This window comes from Micromonospora sp. DT41, assembly GCF_049841715.1.
GTDB lineage: Bacteria > Actinomycetota > Actinomycetes > Mycobacteriales > Micromonosporaceae > Micromonospora > Micromonospora profundi.
Genome location: NZ_JBNCKU010000033.1, coordinates 1 through 19,737, shown reverse-complemented (window position 1 = coordinate 19,737; position 19,737 = coordinate 1). Strand labels below are relative to the sequence as shown.

Sequence of the window (19,737 nt, the reverse complement as noted above, 5' to 3'; positions counted from 1 at the left end):
TCTTCGCCAACACCGGCATGACCCTCGACCCCGAACCACCGTGACGGTGCGAACTTCAGCCTTTCAACCTCTGTAGCGGACTCCGTCGAGGGCCGGACCAAGGAGCTGCAGCTTTCAGGTGCTGAACCGCCGCCCAGTTCGCCAGGTCAAGACGTCCGCAAGGGCTTCGTGTATGAGCGCGTGCCGCACGTGACCCTCAAGTCCATCGCCAACAACCCGGATATCAAGGAGGGCATGAGCCGCCAGGAGATCGACGCGGCTATTGCCCGCCACGCCGACACGGAGCTGCTGTACGACCGGCCGTACGAGGACAAGAAGCGGATCCGCGTCGCTGGCAGGTTCACCGTCGAGAGTCTGTCGCCCCACCGGCCGGCAGCGTTCTCGGTTGGCGAGGAGGAGGCCAGCGGTACTGACGTCAACGCGTACCACAAGACGATCCTGGACAACCTCGCCAAGGCCGGCGTGCAGAACGGCTGGCGTAACGAACGGCTGGAGTTCGCGTCGCTGGCCCCGCACCCGGGAAAATTCATTCACGCGGAAGCTGCCCGGCGCAACGACGACGGCACGTCGGCGCGGATCGCGGTGAGTGTCGGGCCGCAGTACGGCACGGTGGACGCCGATTGGGTGAAGGATGCGGCCCGGGAGGCGCTCCGAGGTGTCGGGTTCGACCTGCTGCTGGTGTGCGCGTTCGGCTTCGGCGGGCGTGCCAGCGAGGCCGCAGGCGAGTTCGCGCCGGAGGGCGACGACTTCGCCACCGTTGCGGAGCAACGCCAACTCGGCCGGCTTCCCGTTCTGCTGGTTCGGATGAACGCGGACCTGGCGATGGGCGACACCTTGCTGAAAAAGACCGGGACGGCAAATCTCTTCATGGTCTTCGGCGAACCGGACATCGCCATCGACCCAGCGCCGGACGGTCTCGTCGTCGAGATCCGTGGCGTCGACGTCTACAATCCCACCACTGGCGACCTGCGGCCGGACAACGGGGTCGAGGACATCGCCCTGTGGATGATTGATACGGATTACAACGGGGAAGAGTTCTTCGTCCGCCACATCTACTTTGCCGGCAGCGAGGGTAAGCCGGATGGGCTGGATCCGTACGAACGTCTACGCAAGGCGCTCCGGGCGCAAATCGACGAATCTGCGTGGGGCAGCCTCTACAGTCACCAGTCCCGCCCGTTCCCCCGCCCAGAGTCCGGAAAGATCGCCGTGAAGGTGGTCAACCACTACGGCGACGAGGTGGTCAAGGTCTACGAGGTCTGAGCTGGAAGGTGATAGCCATATGCCGCCAACCGGTTGCGGGCGATATCGAGTTCCTCGTCGGTGAATAGCCCGGCGAACCGGTCCTGTAGCACCACTGCCTCCACGGCGAGGTCAAGTCGGCCCTTCTCCCACAGGGTGGTGAAGCCGCTGGAAACCGAGTTTGCCCTGATTAGCCGGCGGGCCGCTTCCAGTCCGCCTACCTCCTGCACCATTTTCAGGAAGTAGGCGGCGTTATAGTTCAGCTCTTTCTTTGCCCTCCGGTAACCGTCCAGCATGGCGGCGTGGAACTCGGCGACCACCTTCGGATCCTGCTCCTCGGCGGCTCGCCGGTGCGGCACGGTCGGACTTCGATGGGATTCTGACCCCGGCCGCGGCTTGACGGCCGGCGAAGCCGCTGGGCGATAGGCGGGGTTGCGGGTCAGTGCGATGTGGTCGGCTAGACCAGTGCCGAGACGCTGCGGACGCGGCATGCCGCTCGCTAGCAGCGCCCGGGTCAGCGCGGGGTAGATGTCGCCGAGCGTCAGCAGCGGTCCGTCGCCCGGGACGCCCTGCCGCAGCGTGTTCAATAACTCGCCGGTAAAGGCAGTGAACTGCGCACCGGCCGGTGCGATCGCTGTTTCGTGGGCAGGCGCGGAGGCCAGGGTGTACGTGCCACGGATGTCGAGCTTTCCACTGATCACTGAAGTGGGGCTAGACATGGCCTCTGCCGCGTGCCCCGAGAAACAGCAGTCCAGGATCAGGATTCGATTACGCGCAGGGCTGTCGGCAAGCGCGGATCGGAACCACTCCATCGGTGCGCCCGAGTAGTGAACCCGGCGCGGATCAGGGTCCGTGGTTTCGACCGCCAGAAACAGGTCACCACGCTGACTGAGGACCCCGTGGCCTGCGTAGTACAACACGAGCGTATCCACTGCCTCGTCCACCACGGCATGGATCTTGTCTCCGACCTGTTGAGGAGTCGGCGGGTCGGTCAGCACTCGACAACTCGACTGATCGAAGCCACCGAGAGTCGGGTCGGTGAGTACGTCGGTCAACGCCTGCACGTTGTTGACCACCGCCGGAAGATCGTGCAGGTCTCCGTTGGAAAACCGCGACGCCCCGATGAGCAGCGCCCGCGACGCTTGTCGATCCGGCAGCCTCGCGCTCATGGCATCGTCCGGTCCGAGGTCACGGCGTCGTAGAGCTCTTTGACTGAGGCCGCGTTACTGGCTTCGACCTCCACTCTTCGCAGGGTCTCGCCCGTTTCGTCGATGGCCAACTCCACGGTGATCCGGGCGCGCCGTGTCTGTAACCAGGTCGTCAGGGCGCTGACCAGTACAGCACCCGCGCCGCCGCTGCCAAGCGCTACCGACACCATCTCCACGGCGCCGCCCATCTCGTGCGGTCCGGGTTTGCGAGGCACCGTCCGCACCCTCCCTCGGAGCTCATCGGGGCGCTGAAGCCAACTGAACAGGGAATGCAGATCGCCGGGACTGCCGTCGAGCAGCGACACATTGACCAATGCCATGACGCGATTATCCAGTAAGGAGAGGGCCGGCTCGCGCGGAGGTAGGAAGCCTGACTCCCGGTCGGCAAGAATGTTGACTATCCGACAATATGAAAGCTTCGCACGTTGGGCTCGGCTGGTGTTCCTGCTGGTCAATCAGGTGGGCCAGCAAATGCTGGCGTCGATATGAACCGAGCCAGTTGACTTCGGACCACATGCGCCTACTCAGACGATCGCCCCGTCGTGCCCTTCTCGACTACATCGCGCCCGACGGTACCTGCCTTATCTGTCCGCTCCCGCCACTGCCGCCTGTGAGGCAGAGGTGCGAGTGAGTGTGCGGCGAGGTGAGAGCCACCGTCGCTGGGCACGCGTCCTGCCTGTCGGGTTGCCGGTCCCGGGCGGGCCGGGGTTTCCTGGACGGATGAACCACCCCTGGTTGGCAGCCCCTGCCAGTGCCGTCGCCGAGACCGCACGGACCCTGCTCGGCTGGGAGATCTCGGCCAACGGCGTCCGGGTTCGGCTGACCGAGGTCGAGGCGTACGCGGGCACGGGAGAGGACCCGGCATCGCACGCCCACCGAGGCCCGACACCCCGTACCACCGTGATGTTCGGTCCGGCAGGACACGCCTACACCTACTTCGTGTTCGGCGTGCACTGGTGTCTGAACATCGTGTGCGGCGCTGAGGGGGAGGCGTCCGCCGTCCTACTGCGAGCCGGCGAGGTCGTCGACGGCGTGGACATCGCCCGCAAACGCCGGGGGGAGAAGGTGGCCGACCGCGACCTTGCTCGGGGACCTGCGAGGCTTGTGGTCGCGCTCGGGATCACCGCTTCCGCCAACGGCACGTCAGTGCTCGACGGCACCGGGCCCCTTCTGCTCACGCCGCCGACCCGCCCGGTCGCGGATACGGCCATCTCCGCCGGCCCGAGGGTCGGAGTCGCCGCCGCGCACGACGTCCCGTGGCGTTTCTGGATCACCGGCGACGCCACGGTGAGCACCTACCGGCGGCACACGCCCCGCCGCCGGACCGCGCGGGCGGCCGGTCGCTGATCCGGCGAGGAGACATCGGACACTGTGGAAACAGGGCGTCGGGATAGGGTCGGCCGGGAGGTGCGGGGATGAGCTTCCGGCTGGCGACCTACGCCGTGTGCGTCCAGAACGAGCGGGTCCTGCTCGCCCGTTTCGTGTCAGCGTCGGGCAGCCACTGGACCCTTCCGGGTGGCAAGGTCGAGCACGCGGAGGATCCGTTCGACGCGGTGATCCGGGAGGTCGCCGAGGAGACCGGCTGCGAGGCGGTGGTGGAGCGGCTCCTGGGCGTCGACTCCAGAGTCATCCCCGCTGCCGAGGCGCTGCGGGGCCGGGAGCACCAGAACGTCGGGATCTTCTATCAGGTCCGGATCACCGGTGGCACACTCCGGCCCGAGCCGAACGGCGCGACAGCCGAGTCGGTCTGGACTCCGCTAGCCGACGTGGCCCGCCTACGCCGATCAGGGTTGGTCGACGTCGGCCTCGCGCTCGCGCAGACGCTTCCGGCCACCGGCCACGTCGCCCCGGTTCCGGTCGGCGGTCTCGTCCAGCACTGAAACGGCAGGTGTGTGTCCGGCGAACCTGTCGGAGGGTGTGGCCATAATCACCGCACCTGTCCGTGGACGGTTCGGAGGACGTCATGGCAACACTGCTCGCGATCGGCACCGCCAAGGGGCTGTTCCTCGCCACGAGCGCCGACGACCGGCGCAGTTGGGAGGTCACCGGCCCGCACTTTCCGATGACCGGTGTGTATGCCGTGGCGGTCGACACCCGGCGGTCCACCCCTCGGCTGCTCGCCGGGATGACCAGCTCACACTTCGGGCCCAGCGTCGCCACGAGCGACGACCTCGGCGCCTCCTGGGACGAGCCCGACGAGGCGCCCGTCGCGTTCCCGTCCGACACGGGCGCGACGCTGGGCCGGGTCTGGCAGTTGACGCCGGCCGGCCCCGACGAGCCGGACGTGGTCTGGGCGGGCACCGAGCCGTCGGCGTTGTTCCGCTCCACCGACGGCGGCCGTACGTTCGAGCTGGTCCGCTCCCTCTGGGACCATCCGCACCGGCAGCAGTGGGAGGCCGGGTTCGGCGGCCAGGCAGTGCACACAGTGCTGCCCCACCCGCGTGACCCGGCTCGCCTGCTGGTCGCGATGTCCACCGGCGGGGTCTACCGCTCGCAGGACGCGGGGGCGAGCTGGGCTCCGGCGAACACCGGCATCCGCGCCTACTTCCTGCCCGACGAGTGGCCGGAGTTCGGCCAGTGTGTGCACAAGGTCGCGCGGGACGCCGGCAACCCCGACCGGCTGTACGCGCAGAACCACCACGGCGTCTACCGCTCCGACGACGACGGCACCACCTGGTCGTCCATCGCCGACGGGCTGCCCAGCGACTTCGGTTTCCCGATGGTGGCCCACCCCGGGCGTGCCGGCGTGGTGTGGACGTTCCCGCTTGTGGCCGACGGCGAGCGCTTCCCGGCCGACCACCGGTGCCGGGTGTTCCGTTCGGTCGACGCGGGGGCGAAGTGGGAGCCGCTGTCGGTGGGGTTGCCGGAGGGGCCGTTCTATCCGGCGGTGCTGCGCGACGCGATGTGCGCGGACGACGCCACCCCGGGCGGGGTCTACTTCGGCACCCGCTCCGGCGAGGTCTACGCCAGCCGCGACGAGGGTGACTCCTGGTCGCAGGTGGCCGCGCATCTGCCCGATGTGCTCTGCGTCCGGGCCGCGGTGATCTGAGTGGTCACCGTGCTGCTGCCCGGCCCGCTGCGGGGCGAGGCCGGCGGCGCCAGTCGGCTGACCGTCGACGCCGGTGGCACGCTGCGGGCGGTCCTCGACGAGCTGGCCGCCGTCCACCCCCGGTTGGCCCGACGCATCCGCGACGAGCGCGGCGAGCTACGCCGCTACGTCAACGTCTACGTCGACGGGGAAGACTGCCGGCACTCCGGCGGGCTGGCCACGCCCGTCGGTGAGGGCGCCCAGGTGCAGGTGCTGCCGTCGGTGGCGGGCGGGTGAGCGGCCCCTGGCAGTGACCGGCGCCACTGCGAGGCGTCCCGCTGGCGGAATAGTTGACTCGTCAAATAAGTTGTGAGCTGCGTCCGGGTACCACAGGCCCGGTTCGACACGCGAGGAGCTGGTCATGCAGTTCGGAGTCTTCACCGTCGGGGATGTCACGGTCGATCCGACCACCGGTCGGGAGCCGACCGAGCATGAGCGGATCAAGGCGATGGTCGCCATCGCGCTCAAGGCCGAAGAGGTCGGGCTGGACGTCTTCGCCACCGGCGAGCACCACAACCCGCCGTTCGTGCCGTCGTCGCCGACCACCATGCTCGGCTACATCGCGGCCCGCACCGAGCGGCTGCTGCTGTCCACAGCGACCACGCTGATCACCACAAACGACCCGGTGAAGATCGCCGAGGACTACGCGATGCTCCAGCACCTGGCCGACGGTCGGGTCGACCTCATGATGGGTCGTGGCAACACCGGGCCGGTCTACCCGTGGTTCGGCAAGGACATCCGCGCCGGCATCCCCCTCGCGATCGAGAACTACGACCTGCTGCGCCGGCTGTGGCGCGAGGACGTGGTCGACTGGAAGGGCCGCTACCGCACGCCGTTGCAGTCGTTCACCTCGACGCCGCGCCCGCTCGACGGCGTACCGCCGTTCGTCTGGCACGGCTCGATCCGCAGCCCGGAGATCGCCGAGCAGGCCGCCTACTACGGTGACGGCTTCTTCGCCAACCACATCTTCTGGCCCAAGGAGCACACCCAGCGGATGGTCGGGCTCTACCGCGAGCGGTACGCGCACTACGGCCACGGCACCGCCGACCAGGCCATCGTCGGCCTCGGCGGGCAGGTGTTCATGCGCCGCAACTCGCAGGACGCCGTCCGGGAGTTCCGGCCGTACTTCGACAACGCCCCGGTCTACGGGCACGGGCCGTCGCTTGAGGAGTTCACCCGGGAGACCCCGCTGACAGTGGGCAGCCCGCAGCAGGTCATCGACCGCACGCTGGGCTTCCGCGAGTACGTCGGCGACTACCAGCGCCAGCTGTTCCTGGTGGACCACGCCGGGCTGCCGCTGAAGACGGTGCTGGAGCAGCTCGACCTGCTCGGCGAGGAGGTCGTGCCGGTGCTGCGCAAGGAGTTCGAGTCGCTGCGCCCGGCGCACGTGCCGGACGCGCCCACGCACGCCTCACTTGTCGCTACGGCCGGCGGCGGCGCGGACAGCACAGTGCACGCCGTCGACGACGTCACCGGCAAGGCGCCCGAGGTGGCCCGATGACCCAGCGCACAGTGGCCGTGGTCTCGGCGGGGCTGAGCCAGCCCTCGTCCACCCGGCTGCTCGCCGACCAGCTCGCCGCGGCCACCCGCGACGAGCTGGCCCGGCGCGGCAACACCGTGCAGCTGCGCGTCGTCGACCTGCGGGAGTACGCCCACGACGTGGTGAACAACATGCTCACCGGGTTCCCGCCGGCCGCGCTGCGCGAGGCCGTCGACGCGGTGACCGGGTCCGACGGGCTCATCGCTGTCACGCCGATCTTCAACGCGTCGTACAACGGGCTGTTCAAGTCCTTCTTCGACGTGCTGGAGGCCGAGTCGCTCGTCGGCCGGCCGGTGCTGATCGGGGCCACCGGCGGCACCGCACGGCACTCGCTGGCGCTGGAGCACGCCATCCGCCCGATGTTCAGCTACCTGCGGGCGGTGGTGGTCCCCACATCGGTCTTCGCCGCGCCGGAGGACTGGTCCGGTGGCACCGCCGACGGAGCCCTGCGGGGCCGCATCGGGCGCGCTGCCGGCGAGTTGGCCGACCAGGTGGAGCTCCGGCCGCCCGCCAGCGGCCCGGCCGACCCGTTCGCCCTCACCACCGACTTCCTGCAGATGCTCGGCAGAGGCGACGACGCCCCGGTCAACTAGGCCGGGTACGGATGCGCGACAAGCACGGGGCAGTGTGCGTGCTGGATGACTGCCTGGCTGACCGAGCCGAGCAGCAGACCGGTGAATCCGTGCCGGCCCCGGGTGCCCACGACCAGCAACGACGCAGTGGCGCTGGCCTCGATGAGCCCCTGGGCCGCGCCGGCTGCCCGGACCGGATGCTCGCGTACCACCAGGTCGGGATACTCGGCGCGGACGGCGGCGGACGCGTCGGCGAGCAGCCGCACCGCCTCGGCCTGGTACGCGGCCTGCGACTCCTCGACCTCCTCCGGCGTGGCGCGGTCCTCGCCGGGCGGACCGACGTGCACAAGCACCAGCGGCACCTTCCGTAGCGTCGCCTCGGCCGCGCCGTAGCCGGCGGCGAGTCGGGACGCCTCGGAGCCGTCCACGCCGACAAGCACCGGCGCGTCCATGTCGATGGGCTGCTCGTCCGGGCGGACCACGAGCACCGGGCAGTGCGCGTGCGCGGCCACCTGCGCGCCCACCGAGCCGAGCAGCAGCCCGACGAACCCGCCCAGTCCTCGACTGCCCACCACCACCAGGTCGGCCCGGCGGGACTCCTCGACCATTGTGGCGCCGGGTCCACCGGCGACCTGGCGCACCTCGACGCTGAGGCCGGGCCACCGGTCGGCGAGGTCCGCCGCGGTGCGCTCAAGCATCTTCTGCGCCTCGGCCGACGGTGCCGGCACCCCGAGGTCGTACGGGTTGAGCGGCACGCCGTAGCCGAGGGGGTGCAGGTAGCCGTGCACAAGCAGCAGTGGCCGGGACCGGAGCAGGGCGGCGCGGGCGGCGTGTTCCGCGGCGACGAGGCTTGACGGCGATCCGTCCACGCCTGCCACGACAGGTCGGTTCATCGGGCTCTCCCAGGGTCGGTCAGCTCATTGTCGGCGGTGCGTCCCCGGCGACGCCGCCGAACGCGCCGGCACGGACCAGCCGGGCGGCTCCGCCCGCGTCGACGCGATCACGGGTCCGCGCCGACCCCGGTGCGGCCGGCGCGGACAACGCGACGTCAGTTCTTCTTGCTCTGCCGGATGACAGCCACCGGGCTCTGCGAGTGGTGCAGCACCGCGTGGCTCACCGAGCCGAGCAGGACGCCGGCCAGCGCGCCCCGGCCGCGTGCCCCGACAACTGTGAGCTGCGCCCCGGCCGACTCCTCCACAAGCAGCCGGGCGGGCGCGCCGTACGCCACCCGCTGCCGTACGTGCACGTCCGGGTACCGCTCGGACCAGCCGGCGAGCGCCTGGGCGAGGACGCGCTCCTCTTCGGCGGCGAGCGCCTGCACGTCGTAGCCCAGCGGCAGGAGGTCGCTCGGCGGGACCGGGATGGTCCAGCCGTGCACGGCCACCAGGTTGGTGCCCCGCAACGAGGCGGCCTCGTAGGCGAAGCCCAGCGCCTCGGCGGACAGCGTCGAGCCGTCGACCCCGACCACGACCGGCCCGTCGGCGCGGGCCTCACCCTTGACCACGAGCACCGGGCAGTCGGCGCGGGCGGAGACCTGCACCGCCACCGAGCCGAGCAGCAGCCCGCCGAACCCGCCCAGGCCCCGGCTGCCGAGCACCAGCAGCTTCGCGTCCCGCGCCTCGGCCAGCAGCACCGGCGTGGCGGCGCCGTCGATCACGGCGCCGGTGACGGTGAGGTCCGGAGCGACCTTGGTGGCCTCGGTCACCGCTTCGGCGACGAGCTTGTCGGCCTGGGCGCGGAACCCGGCGTCGGCGGGAGCGCCCGGCGCCGGCGTCAGCGGCACCTCGTAGAGCGGCCAGATGAACGCGTGCACCACCCGCAGCGCCCGGCCTCGCGTTGAGGCCTCGCGGGCGGCGACCCGCACCGCCTCCAGCGCTGATGTCGAACCGTCAACAGCCACCACCACGGGGGCACCGGATCGCTTGGTCATCACGTTCCTCCTCTGTTCGAGCTCCATTCTCCTACGGCGTCGGCCCGATGATCAGGGCAGGAGGGTAGGAGGCCGGGGGCCATTGGTCCCGTCGCCGGCCCGCGACCGCCACCGGAAGGCGTCCGCGTGCCGACGACGGCGGCCCGGCATCCGCCTACCGCGACTGCCCGTCGGCGGCGTCCGGGCGCCTCGACTGCGGCACGGCGTCGGCGTGCTGCGGCTGCCTGTCGGTGGCGTCCGAGCGTCGCGACTGCGGCCCGGCGGTGCCGTCCACAGCACCGTCGGACGGTGCCGGCGGCGTCGGACGGCGTCGGGTCAGCCGCAGCACCAGGCCGGGCAGGGCGCTGACCGCCGCGCAGGCCAGCAGCACTGCCGGTGTCAGCGGCTCGGTGTCGAGCAGCTCGCGCAGCGGGGGGAGCAGCACTCCGCCGACCTGGAGCAGCGCCGACACGGCGACCGCGACGAGCAGGCCGGGGTTGCCGCGCCGAGTGCCCGCCGGCCGGGGAGCCCGGACCGCCAGCGCCACGCCGAGCTGGGCCAGCCCGAGCACCACGAAGACCACGGACTGCCAGGGCAGGTCCCGGGCAGCGGCGACCACGCCGGCGCCGAGCACCACGGCGGCGATCAACGCGCCGGTGAACAGGACGTCGCGGCCCAGACCGGCACCGAGCACCGACTCCTGTGGCGAGCGGGGCGCTCGACGCAGCGTGCCGGGTTCGGCCGGTTCCGCGCCGAGAGCCACCCCGGGCACTCCGTGGGTCAGCAGGTTCACCCAGAGGATCTGCGCGGGTTGCAGGGGCACTGCCAGGCCGAACAGCGGGCCGACAAGCATCACCAGGATTTCGGCGACTCCACCGGCGAGGGCGTACCGCAGGAACCGGCGGATGTTGTCGTAGATGCGCCGGCCCTCGCCGATCGCTGTGGTGACGGTGGACAGGTCGTCGTCGACAAGGACCAGGTCGGCGGCCTGCCGGGCGACCTCGGTGCCGCCGCCCATCGCCACCCCGATGTCGGCGCGGCGCAGCGCTGGCGCGTCGTTGACCCCGTCGCCTGTCATCGCTACCACATGGCCACGGGACTGCAGGTCGGCGATGATGTCGAGCTTCTGTTCCGGCTGTGTCCGGGCGAAGACCCGGGTGTCCGGATGCGTGGGCGTGGAGTCGTCGTCGCCACGGGCCAGGGGGTCACCGTCGCGCCACAGGCCCAGCTGCGAGCCGATCGCGGCGGCGGTGGCCGGGTGATCACCGGTGATCAGCAGCAGACGTACCCCGGCGGTGTCGAGACTGTCGGCGATCTCCGGAGCGGCCGCGCGTAGCGGGTCACCGACGGCGGTCAGTCCTAGCGGGCGCAGGCCGGTCGGCGCGGCGAGGTCCGGCACGGTGTCCACCAGGGCGGCGGCCACGGCGAGGACCCGCAGCCCTTCGGCGGCGAGTTGGTGGGCGCCGCGGGTCAGCGCGGCGATCTCGTCGTCGGTGGCGTCGAGCAGCGTCGAGTTGAGGACGCTCTCCGGAGCGCCTTTGCAGACCACGAGGTAGCGCTGGTCGCAGGACCGGTGCACGGTGACCATCCGGCGTTGCGCCTGGTCGAAGGGGTGCTCGGCTACCCGTGGCCAGGCAGCGCGGGTGGTCTGCGGGTCGAGGCCGGCGCGGGCGGCGAAGGCGACGAGCGCCGCTTCGAGCGGGTCGCCCACGGCACCCCAGTCCGGTCGCTCGTCGTCCGGAGGTGACAGGGCGGCGTCGTTGCAGAGCAGACCGGCCCGCGCCAGCCGGCGCAGGTCCTCCGGTACGGCCACCGCGGCACCATCCCGGTGTACGGCGCCGTGCGGGGCGTACCCGCTGCCGGTGACCTGGTATCGCGCCCCGTCGGTGGTGACGACCTGCTGCACCGCCATCCGGCCCTCGGTGAGGGTGCCGGTCTTGTCGGAGGCGATCACGGTCACCGAGCCGAGGGTCTCCACAGCGTGCAGCCGGCGCGGGATGGCCTTCGCGGCGGCCATCCGGCGTGCGCCCAGCGCCAGGGCCAGGGTCACCACCGCAGGCAGCGACTCGGGCACCGCCGCGACGACCAGGCTCACCGCCGTGACGGCCATGTCCACGACCGGTCGGCCGCCGATCACCCCGATCGCGAAGACCAGCCCAGACAGCGCGACAGCGATCAGACCGAGTGTGCGGCCCAGGGCCGAGAGCCGGCGCTGCAACGGTGTGGCCGACGGGCGGGTGCCCGCCACAAGTGTGCTGATCCGGCCCAGCGCGCTCGCCGGCCCCGTCCGGATCACCGTGCCGTCGGCGCGTCCGGTGGTGACGACAGTCCCGGCCAGCGCCTCCTGACCGGCGGTGCGCCCCACCGGCACGGACTCACCGCTCAACGCGGATTCGTCCAGTTGCAGCCGGTTGGCCTCGACCAGCAGCAGGTCGGCCGGCACGATGTCGCCGGCCTCGATCCGGACCAGATCGCCGTGCACCAGGTCGGCGGCCGGCACGGCCTGGTCGCGGCCGTCGCGCACCACCCGGGCGGCGGGGGCGGCGAGTTGGCCAAGCGCCGCGATGGCCCGGTCCGCGCGGATCTCCTGCACCAACCCGATGACCGTGTTCACCAGCACGACCAGGAGGATCACTGCGGTGTCCGGGTAGTCGCCGAGCGCGGTGGTGACCACTGCCGCGGCGAGCAGCAACGCGACCAGTGGGTCGGTGAGCTGGCGCAGGACCCGGAGGACCACATGCCGGCGCGGTGGCGGCGCCACCGCGTTGGGTCCGTTCGCCTGCAGCCGGGCGGCGGCCTCCGCCGAATCGAGCCCTCCCGGGGTGGGCACGTCGACCGTTGCCTCCAGCGTTCGGACCGGTACGCCGGTCTTGGCCACCGTGAGCTCCCTACCTCGCGCGGCGTGTCGAAGGCACGCCATCCCCACCCACCTTCGCGCGGTGGGCTCCGGGGAGGCAGGGGCGTTGCGCCCGCTGGACCCGGGACCAACGGCCCGTGTCGGGGCCGCGCCGCGAAACACCGCTTGCACGAAAATACGTATGTTCGTAGTATCGACGCATGACGCACATCGAAGAGCGACTCAGCGCGCTGGAGGCACAGGTCGCCGCCCTGACCGAGCGCCTGACGTCGACACCCGCCCCGCCGGACACACCACCCGCGCCCGAGGGCACCTTCTGGGCTCTCGACGGCCTCAAGCAGCGCCTGCCGTCCGACGGCACGGGCGCCGTCCTCTACACCGGCACCGTCCGCGTCGCCGACCAGCACTACGACTGGCAGTACGGGCGCACCGTCGACGATCTGCTCGACGGCGACTGGACGGAGCTGGCCGCCACCCTGTCCGCGCTGGCCCACGGGGTGCGGCTCCGGCTGTTGCGGGAGGTTCTCAGCGGCCGGCAGGGCACCGGCGAACTGGCCGAAATCGAGGAGTTGGGCACCACCGGCCAGCTCCACCACCACCTACGCCAGCTCACCGCCGCCGGTTGGCTGCGCAGCGTCGGCCGAGGCCGGTACGCCGTTCCCGCCGAACGCGTGGTGCCGCTGCTGGCCATCCTCGCCGCCGCCGGCCGATAAGCCGGCCCACGCCCGTCGCAGCCCTCGATCGTCGAGCCACCACCAGGTGGCCACCCCTCCGACCGAAGGAACAGCATGCGGAGAACAGTCGTCACCGCACTCGTCGTGGCGCTCGCCGCCGGCCTCGTCGGGGCCGCGCTGATGCCCCGCGTCCCGCGTCTCGGCGCACAGGTGACCGGCGACCCCGACCTCGCTCGCACCGCCCGGGCGGCCGTGCCCGACCCGAAGGGGCACCGCGGGCTCGCCGTAGCCCTGGTCGAGAACGGGCGGATCCGCACCGCCGGCCTGGGCGACCGGGACCCCGACGGCCGGCCCGTCGAGACCGGCACCGCGTTCGAGATCGGGTCGGTCACCAAGGTCCTCACCGGAATGCTCCTCGCCGACCAGGCCGCCGCCGGTGTCGTGCGCCCCGACGACCGGCTCGGCGACACGTGGCCCACGGTCACCGGCCCCGCCCGCGACGTCACGCTGGCCGAGCTGTCCAGCCACCGGGCCGGCCTGCCTCGGCTGGCCGCCGGCTCCGCGCTGGGCTGGGCGCGCGTCCTCTGGTCCAACGTCTCCGGCGGCAACCCCTACGCCGGGCAGGACGTCCACGGCGTCCGGAACATCGCCGACCGGGCCACCCCCGGCGACGGGCGCGGCGAGGTGCACTACTCCAACGTCGGCCCGTCCGTTCTCGGCCAGGCGCTCGCCGCGAAGGCCGGCGCGACCTACCCCGATCTGCTGGAGGCACGGCTGCTGAGGCCCCTCGGAATGACCGCGACCGTGGTCGCCACCGGGGCCGCCGACCTGCCGGCCGACCGCGCCCACGGAAGCCGGGCCGGTGGGCGGCCGTCCGACCCCTGGTGGGGAGCCGGTTACGCCGCAGCCGGCGTCGGCCCCTGGTCCACCGCCGAGGACCTGGCCCGCCTGGTCGCGGGCACCCTCGCCGGCACCGCGCCGGGCGCCGACGCCGCCACCGCCCGCTTCCGCAGCGACGACGACACCCGCATCGGGTACGGGTGGTTCACCACCCGCCACGGCGACCGCGAGATCGTCTGGCACAACGGCGGGACCGGCGGGTTCCGCTCCTACGTCGGCTTCGAGCGCGCCACCGGTCGGGCGGTGGTGGTGTTCGCCAACACCGACAAGGGCGTCGAGGCGGTCGGTCTGCGACTGCTCGGAGTGGCGCAGGAAGACGCCGAGGCGGCGACACCGGCACTGCCACTGTGGATCGGCGCCGGTCTCGCGGTGGCCTTCACCTTCGTCGGCGGCCTCTCCCTGTTCGGCACCGCCCGCCGACGTGAACTGGACCGCGTGACCCTGCTGGCTTCCACGGTGTGGGCGTTCGCCTACCTCGGTCTCGGGCACCGACTGGGGGACTGGTCCCTGGTGCCCGCCTGGCTGTGGCCGCTCGGAGCGGGTCTGTCGGCGGCGGCGGTGGCCCTGGCGGCGACCCGGTGGCGTGCCCTGCCGGCGGTCGACGCGCGGGTGCCCTGGCGTCGCCTGCTGTCGGTGGCGAGTTCCCTGTGCGCCGCCGCGTTGGCCGTGGCGGCCGTGATCGCCTGAGCCGCACCGCTTGTGGCCGGTCGTGCGGGTCACCACCGTGAGCGGACGGCCGTCGGAGCAGCTGCGGCCGGCTCAGACTGTCACCCCTGCTGCGTACCCTCGTCCGATGACCTTCGACGTGCGGCTGCGCCCGGTCCGCGAGGACGACCTCGTGGAGTTCTTCCTGCACCAGCAGGACCCGGAGGCCAACCGGATGGCCGCGTTCGGCCCCGAGGACCCGTCCGACCACCGGGAGTTCGCCAGGCACTGGGCGCGGGTGCTCACCGACCCGGCGAACGTGGTCCGCACCATCGAGGCCGACGGCGAGGTCGTCGGCCACGTCACCGCCTTTCCGGTGGGCGACCGCACCGAGGTCAGCTACTGGATCGATCCGGCCCGGTGGGGCCGGGGTCACGCCACGGCGGCCCTGACCGCCCTGCTGCGCGAGCTGCCCCGGCCGGTGCACGCCCGCGCCGCCAAGGACAACGCCGCCTCGCTCGCGGTGCTGCGCAAGTGCGGCTTCGTCGTGGTCGGCGAAGACTCGGGGTACGCCAACGGCCGCGGCGCCGAGGTGCAGGAGTGGCTGCTCGAACTGCCCACCGAAGGGCCTGACCTGGGCGGGCACTAGTCTCGCGGGGTGAACTGGTTGGATCTGGTCGGCTGGGCCGGCTCCGCGGTGCTGGTCTGGTCGCTGCTTCAGTCGCGCGTCCTGCGGTTGCGCGCCCTCAACCTCGTCGGCTGCGTGGTACTGATCGGCTACAACGCCGCCATCGAGGTCTGGCCCATGGTGGGTCTCAACATCGTCCTCGCGGTGATCAACATCTGGTACCTGCGGGCGATGCTCGCCACCCGCCACGACGAGCAGACCTACCAGGTGGTGGAGGTCGGCGTCGGCGACCAGTTCCTGGCCCACACGCTGCGGGTGCACGGGCCGGACATCGCCCGGTTCAACCCCGACTTCCACTGGGACCCGACCGCCGCGAACCGCTCGGCCTTCCTCGTGGTCACCGCCGACGAGGTCGTCGGCGTGGTGCTGTCGCACGCCGAAGCCCACGGGGTCGCCCAGATCGACCTGGACTACGTCACCCCGAAGTTCCGCGACTTCACCCCCGGCGAGTTCGTCTACCGGCGCAGTCGCCTCTTCACCGAACGGGGTTTCCACAGGGTCATCAGCCCGCCCGGCATGGTCGCCCCCTACTACCACCGGCTCGGCTTCCGCCCGGAGGGCGACTCGTACGTCCTGGACCTTCCCGCCGCGCCGGTCACCGGATCCGCGTAGCGCCGCCCCGGCAGGATTCGGCAGGCATCCGACGGGGCACAGACACGCGTACGCCGGGCGGGGTCACCGACCGGCGGGCGCCGCGCGGACCGGCCGGCGCCTCCACCGGAGAGGGAGCGAACGCGGCGTGCAGAGCTACGGGAGCCAACTGGCCCTGGTCGGAATTCTGATCGTCATCAACGCGCTCTTCGCCGGCAGTGAGATGGCGTTGGTGTCGCTGCGGGACAGCCAGATCCAGCGGTTGGAGCGCACCAGCCGCGCCGGGCGGGTGCTGGCCCGGCTGGCGAAGGATCCGAACCGCTTCCTGGCCACCATCCAGATCGGCATCACCCTTGCCGGCTTCCTGGCCTCCGCGGCGGCGGCGGTCTCGCTTGCCAAACCCCTCGTGCCCCTGCTCGGGGTGTTCGGCGGCGCCGCCGAGACGGTGGCGATCGTGGCGGTCACCCTCGTGCTGACCTTCGTCACCCTGGTCTTCGGCGAGCTGGCACCCAAGCGGATCGCCATGCAGTCGGCCGAGCGCTGGGCGCTGCTGGTGGCACGCCCGCTCGACCTGCTCGCCGCGTTCACCCGCCCGGCCGTCTGGGCGCTCGGCGCGACAAGCGACCTGGTGGTCCGCCTGTTCGGACTCAACCCGAAGCACGAGCCGGACGAGATCGGCCCGGACGAGCTGCGCGACATCGTCGCCGGCAACCACGGCTTCACGAAGGAACAACGCACCATCATCGCCGGCGCAGTGGAGATCGCCGACCGACGGTTGCGGGCCGTGCTCGTACCCCGGTTGCAGGTCTTCACGCTCGACAGCGGGACCACGGCGGAGGCCGCGCGGCTGGTGCTCGCCGCCACCGGGCACTCCCGGGCCCCGGTGGTGCGCCACGGCGGCCTGGACGACACCGTCGGCATGATCCACCTGCGTGACCTGGTGGGTGTGCCCGACGAGCGTCCGATCGACGAGATCGCCCGACCGCCGATGCTGCTGCCGGACTCGCTGCCCGTGGTGGACGCGCTGCGTCAGTTCAAGGCCGAGCGCCAGCACATCGCGCTGGTGGTGGACGAGCGCGGCGCCGTCGACGGGATCGTGACGCTTGAGGACATCCTGGAGGAGATCGTCGGGGAGATCTACGACGAGACCGACCGGGACGGCTTCTCGGTGCGCCGCGACCCGGACGGCGCGCTGCTGCTGCCCGGCACCTTCCCGGTCCACGACCTGCCGGACATCGGCGTCGAGCTGCCGTCGAGGCCGGCCGGTGACTACACGACGGTCGCCGGGCTGGTGCTCACCCACCTCGGGCACATCCCCACCGTCGCGGGGGAGGAGATCACCATGGACGGCTGGGTGCTCATGGTGGCCGGCATCGACCACCGGGCCATCGCCGAGGTACGCCTGAGCCGGTTACCCGACGAGGTCGACACCGATGCTGACAGCGACGCCGAGCCGGTGCTGGACGAGGCCCGCAGCTGACCGCTCAGTCGTTGGAGAGGTTCTGGAGCCGGACCTGACCACGGGCGACCAGCCGCTCGTCGGCGTCGGTGATCTCCACCTGCCAGAGCTGCTGGCTGCGGCCCCGGTGCACGGGAGTGCCAACCGCCCGCAGCTCGCCGTCGCGGACGGCCCGCAGGAAGTCGGTCTGGTTCGACACTCCCACCACCGTGCCCCGGTCAGCCAGCCAGAGCCCGCCGCCGACACTGGCCGCGGTCTCCACCACCGAGCAGTACACGCCCCCGTGCTGGATCCCGAACGGCTGGTGCAGCTCCGGTCGGACCTGCCAGCTGATCACCACCCGATCGGCTGTCGCCTCCTCGAACTTCAGGCCCAGCAGGGCCACGAGCCCACCGTTCAGGTCCAGCATCTCCACGAAAAACCCCCTCGATCAACAATGCGCAAGCGTAACGGGGTCAGGTTGCGCGAAACCCGGTACGGGTCCGCGCCGGCGATGGGGGAGAATCGGTGACCGTGACCGACAGCAGCCTCCCGCCCTCCGGGCGGGCCTCCCTGACCGATGACCTGCTCTGGCGGGGCCTGATCCAGGACTCGACCGGCCCCGACGAGCTACGCGAGCTGCTCGACGGTGGGAGTGCCGCCACCTATTACGTGGGCTTCGACCCCACCGCGCCGAGCCTGCACGTCGGCCACCTCATGCAGGTCACCATGGCCCGCCGGCTGCAACTCGCCGGCCATCGGCCGTTGCTGCTGGTCGGCGGGGCGACCGGGCAGATCGGTGACCCGAAGGAGACCGCCGAGCGGACGCTCAACCCGCCCGAGGTGATCGCCGGCTGGGTCGACCGCATCCGCGACCAGCTCGCGCCCTTCGTGTCGTACACCGGTGAGAACGCGGCGCAGCTGGTCAACAACCTCGACTGGACCGGCGAGATGTCGGTGGTCGAGTTCCTGCGCGACGTGGGCAAGCACTTCCCCGTCAACAAGATGCTGGCGCGGGAGGTGGTGCGGGCCCGCCTGGAGACCGGCATCAGCTTCACCGAGTTCAGCTACCAGCTTTTGCAGGCAAACGACTTCTTCGAGCTGCACCGCCGGCACGGCTGCCAGCTCCAGTTCGGCGGCTCCGACCAGTGGGGCAACATCACCGCCGGCGTCGACTACGTACGCCGGCGTGGCGCGGGGCCGGTGCAGGCGTTCACCACGCCGCTTGTCACAAAGGCCGACGGCACCAAGTTCGGCAAGACCGAGGGCGGCGCCGTCTGGCTCGACCCCGCGATGACCAGTCCGTACGCGTTCTACCAGTTCTGGCTCAACGTCGAGGACCAAAAGGTCGACCGCTACCTGCGGTACTTCAGCTTCCGGTCGCGTGCCGAGCTGGAGGAGTTGGCACAGGCGACGGCCGAGCGACCTGCCGCCCGGTTGGCCCAGCGCGCGCTCGCCGAGGAGCTGACCACGCTGGTGCACGGCGCCGAGGAGACCCGACAGGCGATCGCCGCCAGCCAGGCGCTGTTCGGTCGCGGGTCGCTCGACGACCTGGCCCCGGAGACGCTGCGCGCGGCACTGGCCGAGGCCGGGCTGGTGCAACTCTCCGGCGACCTGCCGGACGTGGCGGGGCTGCTGCGGGAGTCCGGCCTCGTCAGCGGTCTCAAGGAGGCCCGCCGGGTGATCGCCGAGGGCGGCGCCTACGTCAACAACAACCGAGTGACCGAGGTGGACGCTGCCGTGTCGCCGACCGACCTGCTGCATGGGCGTTACCTGGTGCTGCGCCGCGGGAAGCGCTCCTTCGCCGGCGTTGAGCTGGGCGGATAGTCAACTGTCGACGGTGTGACGGGGGACGCGTCCGGCGGATTTGACGATCATCCCGCCGGACGCGTAACTTTCTCTCTGCCAGCGCGGAACGGACGAAACAGGCGAAAGCCTGCAAGGCCGGAGCGCGGGAAGGCCATCGGGTCGGAGGGGTTTTGCTCCTTGGATCTGGTGCCGGGTGGTGCCAAACGATCCGCTGCGAGGCGGATTTGGTGCGGCGAGACCGACCGGGTAAGGTAGTCAGTCGGCAGGGAAACGGGCGAGCGAGCGGGAAACCGCTGCGGCCGGCCTGTCGACACCCATGACGAGGCGGCGCAAGCCGGTCGAGACATGGCGCCTGCAACACGGGATGAAGCACGACGAACCGCGAAACACCGGTTTGACACGGCAGAAACCCGCAGGTAACGTAGTAAAAGTGCCTGGCGCTGGAAAGCGCCGGAGCGCAGAGCGGTAAAGCCCCGCGAAGGAGCCCACAAGTTGGGTTGCTGGTCGGTGTGTGGTTGTTCTTTGAGAACTCAACAGGGTGCTTTGTAAAGCCAGTGCCAATTATGATTTATACCCCGG

General features: G+C 71.2%; 19 protein-coding genes. 13 read left to right on the top strand and 6 right to left on the bottom strand.

Features of this window, described 5'->3' with window-relative positions:
* The first annotated feature begins 168 nt into the window (after nucleotides 1-168).
* On the top strand, nucleotides 169-1,260 hold the full coding sequence (locus tag ACLQ23_RS31235; protein WP_425881499.1) for a hypothetical protein: 1,092 nt from the start codon (nucleotides 169-171) through the stop codon (nucleotides 1,258-1,260).
* On the opposite strand, the gene ACLQ23_RS31230 is transcribed toward ACLQ23_RS31235, so the two are convergent.
* Both ACLQ23_RS31230 and ACLQ23_RS31225 read right to left on the bottom strand, forming a co-directional pair.
* On the bottom strand, nucleotides 1,248-2,408 hold the full coding sequence (locus ACLQ23_RS31230) for a caspase family protein (RefSeq protein WP_425881498.1): 1,161 nt from the start codon (nucleotides 2,406-2,408) through the stop codon (nucleotides 1,248-1,250). The two genes, ACLQ23_RS31235 and ACLQ23_RS31230, sit on opposite strands and share 13 nt — an antisense overlap.
* A complete protein-coding gene (locus tag ACLQ23_RS31225; protein WP_425881497.1) occupies nucleotides 2,405-2,767 on the bottom strand; it encodes an effector-associated constant component EACC1 in 363 nt (120 codons plus the stop codon). The genes ACLQ23_RS31230 and ACLQ23_RS31225 overlap by 4 nt, the downstream gene beginning before the upstream one ends.
* A 400-nt stretch (nucleotides 2,768-3,167) precedes the next feature.
* Between ACLQ23_RS31225 and ACLQ23_RS31220 the strand changes: the two genes are divergently transcribed.
* From ACLQ23_RS31220 to ACLQ23_RS31195, 6 genes are all read left to right on the top strand, one after another.
* Nucleotides 3,168-3,794 (top strand): DNA-3-methyladenine glycosylase, encoded by a 627-nt coding sequence (locus tag ACLQ23_RS31220; protein WP_425881496.1) that lies wholly within the window; start codon nucleotides 3,168-3,170, stop codon nucleotides 3,792-3,794.
* A gap of 68 nt (nucleotides 3,795-3,862) precedes the next feature.
* Nucleotides 3,863-4,327, top strand: coding sequence for an NUDIX domain-containing protein (locus ACLQ23_RS31215; RefSeq protein ID WP_425881495.1), 465 nt, complete (start codon nucleotides 3,863-3,865; stop codon nucleotides 4,325-4,327).
* A gap of 83 nt (nucleotides 4,328-4,410) precedes the next feature.
* Nucleotides 4,411-5,496 (top strand): WD40/YVTN/BNR-like repeat-containing protein, encoded by a 1,086-nt coding sequence (locus ACLQ23_RS31210; RefSeq protein ID WP_425881494.1) that lies wholly within the window; start codon nucleotides 4,411-4,413, stop codon nucleotides 5,494-5,496.
* Nucleotides 5,497-5,772 carry a ubiquitin-like small modifier protein 1 gene (locus ACLQ23_RS31205; RefSeq protein ID WP_425735822.1) on the top strand — a complete coding sequence of 92 codons (276 nt, stop codon included), beginning with the start codon at nucleotides 5,497-5,499 and terminating at the stop codon, nucleotides 5,770-5,772.
* A 124-nt stretch (nucleotides 5,773-5,896) separates the two neighbouring features.
* On the top strand, nucleotides 5,897-7,036 hold the full coding sequence (locus ACLQ23_RS31200; protein ID WP_425735821.1) for an LLM class flavin-dependent oxidoreductase: 1,140 nt from the start codon (nucleotides 5,897-5,899) through the stop codon (nucleotides 7,034-7,036).
* Entirely contained in the window at nucleotides 7,033-7,668 is a 636-nt protein-coding gene (locus tag ACLQ23_RS31195) for an FMN reductase (RefSeq protein ID WP_425735820.1), read from the top strand. The genes ACLQ23_RS31200 and ACLQ23_RS31195 overlap by 4 nt, the downstream gene beginning before the upstream one ends.
* Here ACLQ23_RS31195 and ACLQ23_RS31190 read toward each other — a convergent pair.
* The 3 genes from ACLQ23_RS31190 to ACLQ23_RS31180 all read right to left on the bottom strand — a co-directional run bounded on the left by ACLQ23_RS31190 (nucleotide 7,665) and on the right by ACLQ23_RS31180 (nucleotide 12,434).
* Nucleotides 7,665-8,540 carry a universal stress protein gene (locus ACLQ23_RS31190; protein WP_425881493.1) on the bottom strand — a complete coding sequence of 292 codons (876 nt, stop codon included), beginning with the start codon at nucleotides 8,538-8,540 and terminating at the stop codon, nucleotides 7,665-7,667. The two genes, ACLQ23_RS31195 and ACLQ23_RS31190, sit on opposite strands and share 4 nt — an antisense overlap.
* A 155-nt stretch (nucleotides 8,541-8,695) precedes the next feature.
* Complete coding sequence (locus tag ACLQ23_RS31185) at nucleotides 8,696-9,577, bottom strand: universal stress protein (RefSeq protein ID WP_355630266.1); 882 nt, start codon at nucleotides 9,575-9,577, stop codon at nucleotides 8,696-8,698.
* Between the two features lie 154 nt (nucleotides 9,578-9,731).
* Nucleotides 9,732-12,434 carry a cation-translocating P-type ATPase gene (locus ACLQ23_RS31180; RefSeq protein ID WP_355630264.1) on the bottom strand — a complete coding sequence of 901 codons (2,703 nt, stop codon included), beginning with the start codon at nucleotides 12,432-12,434 and terminating at the stop codon, nucleotides 9,732-9,734.
* Nucleotides 12,435-12,613: 179 nt separating this feature from the next.
* Here ACLQ23_RS31180 and ACLQ23_RS31175 point away from each other — a divergent pair, with 179 nt between their 5' ends.
* From ACLQ23_RS31175 to ACLQ23_RS31155, 5 genes are all read left to right on the top strand, one after another.
* On the top strand, nucleotides 12,614-13,126 hold the full coding sequence (locus ACLQ23_RS31175; RefSeq protein WP_425881492.1) for an ArsR/SmtB family transcription factor: 513 nt from the start codon (nucleotides 12,614-12,616) through the stop codon (nucleotides 13,124-13,126).
* A 75-nt stretch (nucleotides 13,127-13,201) separates the two neighbouring features.
* Nucleotides 13,202-14,674, top strand: coding sequence for a serine hydrolase domain-containing protein (locus ACLQ23_RS31170; RefSeq protein ID WP_425881491.1), 1,473 nt, complete (start codon nucleotides 13,202-13,204; stop codon nucleotides 14,672-14,674).
* Nucleotides 14,675-14,780: 106 nt separating this feature from the next.
* Nucleotides 14,781-15,281, top strand: a complete 501-nt coding sequence (locus tag ACLQ23_RS31165; RefSeq protein ID WP_355630255.1) for a GNAT family N-acetyltransferase — start codon at nucleotides 14,781-14,783, stop codon at nucleotides 15,279-15,281.
* A 9-nt stretch (nucleotides 15,282-15,290) separates the two neighbouring features.
* A complete protein-coding gene (locus ACLQ23_RS31160) occupies nucleotides 15,291-15,932 on the top strand; it encodes a hypothetical protein (RefSeq protein ID WP_355630252.1) in 642 nt (213 codons plus the stop codon).
* Between the two features lie 127 nt (nucleotides 15,933-16,059).
* Nucleotides 16,060-17,391, top strand: coding sequence for a hemolysin family protein (locus ACLQ23_RS31155; protein ID WP_355630250.1), 1,332 nt, complete (start codon nucleotides 16,060-16,062; stop codon nucleotides 17,389-17,391).
* Between the two features lie 4 nt (nucleotides 17,392-17,395).
* On the opposite strand, the gene ACLQ23_RS31150 is transcribed toward ACLQ23_RS31155, so the two are convergent.
* Entirely contained in the window at nucleotides 17,396-17,779 is a 384-nt protein-coding gene (locus tag ACLQ23_RS31150) for a PaaI family thioesterase (protein ID WP_425881500.1), read from the bottom strand.
* 104 nt (nucleotides 17,780-17,883) lie between these two features.
* On the opposite strand from ACLQ23_RS31150, the gene tyrS reads away from it, so the two are divergent.
* Nucleotides 17,884-19,176 carry a tyrosine--tRNA ligase gene (gene tyrS / locus ACLQ23_RS31145; protein WP_425735853.1) on the top strand — a complete coding sequence of 431 codons (1,293 nt, stop codon included), beginning with the start codon at nucleotides 17,884-17,886 and terminating at the stop codon, nucleotides 19,174-19,176.
* Nucleotides 19,177-19,737: the final 561 nt, after the last annotated feature.

Excerpts from the sequence above, each read along its gene's own strand:
- ACLQ23_RS31230 (WP_425881498.1), bottom strand. The coding sequence starts at position 2,408 with ATGAGCGCGAGGCTGCCGGATCGACAAGCGTCGCGGGCGCTGCTCATC.
- ACLQ23_RS31225 (WP_425881497.1), bottom strand. The coding sequence starts at position 2,767 with ATGGCATTGGTCAATGTGTCGCTGCTCGACGGCAGTCCCGGCGATCTG.
- ACLQ23_RS31220 (WP_425881496.1), top strand. The coding sequence starts at position 3,168 with ATGAACCACCCCTGGTTGGCAGCCCCTGCCAGTGCCGTCGCCGAGACC.
- ACLQ23_RS31215 (WP_425881495.1), top strand. The coding sequence starts at position 3,863 with ATGAGCTTCCGGCTGGCGACCTACGCCGTGTGCGTCCAGAACGAGCGG.
- ACLQ23_RS31210 (WP_425881494.1), top strand. The coding sequence starts at position 4,411 with ATGGCAACACTGCTCGCGATCGGCACCGCCAAGGGGCTGTTCCTCGCC.
- ACLQ23_RS31200 (WP_425735821.1), top strand. The coding sequence starts at position 5,897 with ATGCAGTTCGGAGTCTTCACCGTCGGGGATGTCACGGTCGATCCGACC.
- ACLQ23_RS31195 (WP_425735820.1), top strand. The coding sequence starts at position 7,033 with ATGACCCAGCGCACAGTGGCCGTGGTCTCGGCGGGGCTGAGCCAGCCC.
- ACLQ23_RS31190 (WP_425881493.1), bottom strand. The coding sequence starts at position 8,540 with ATGAACCGACCTGTCGTGGCAGGCGTGGACGGATCGCCGTCAAGCCTC.
- ACLQ23_RS31185 (WP_355630266.1), bottom strand. The coding sequence starts at position 9,577 with ATGACCAAGCGATCCGGTGCCCCCGTGGTGGTGGCTGTTGACGGTTCG.
- ACLQ23_RS31175 (WP_425881492.1), top strand. The coding sequence starts at position 12,614 with ATGACGCACATCGAAGAGCGACTCAGCGCGCTGGAGGCACAGGTCGCC.
- ACLQ23_RS31170 (WP_425881491.1), top strand. The coding sequence starts at position 13,202 with ATGCGGAGAACAGTCGTCACCGCACTCGTCGTGGCGCTCGCCGCCGGC.
- ACLQ23_RS31165 (WP_355630255.1), top strand. The coding sequence starts at position 14,781 with ATGACCTTCGACGTGCGGCTGCGCCCGGTCCGCGAGGACGACCTCGTG.
- ACLQ23_RS31150 (WP_425881500.1), bottom strand. The coding sequence starts at position 17,779 with ATGCTGGACCTGAACGGTGGGCTCGTGGCCCTGCTGGGCCTGAAGTTC.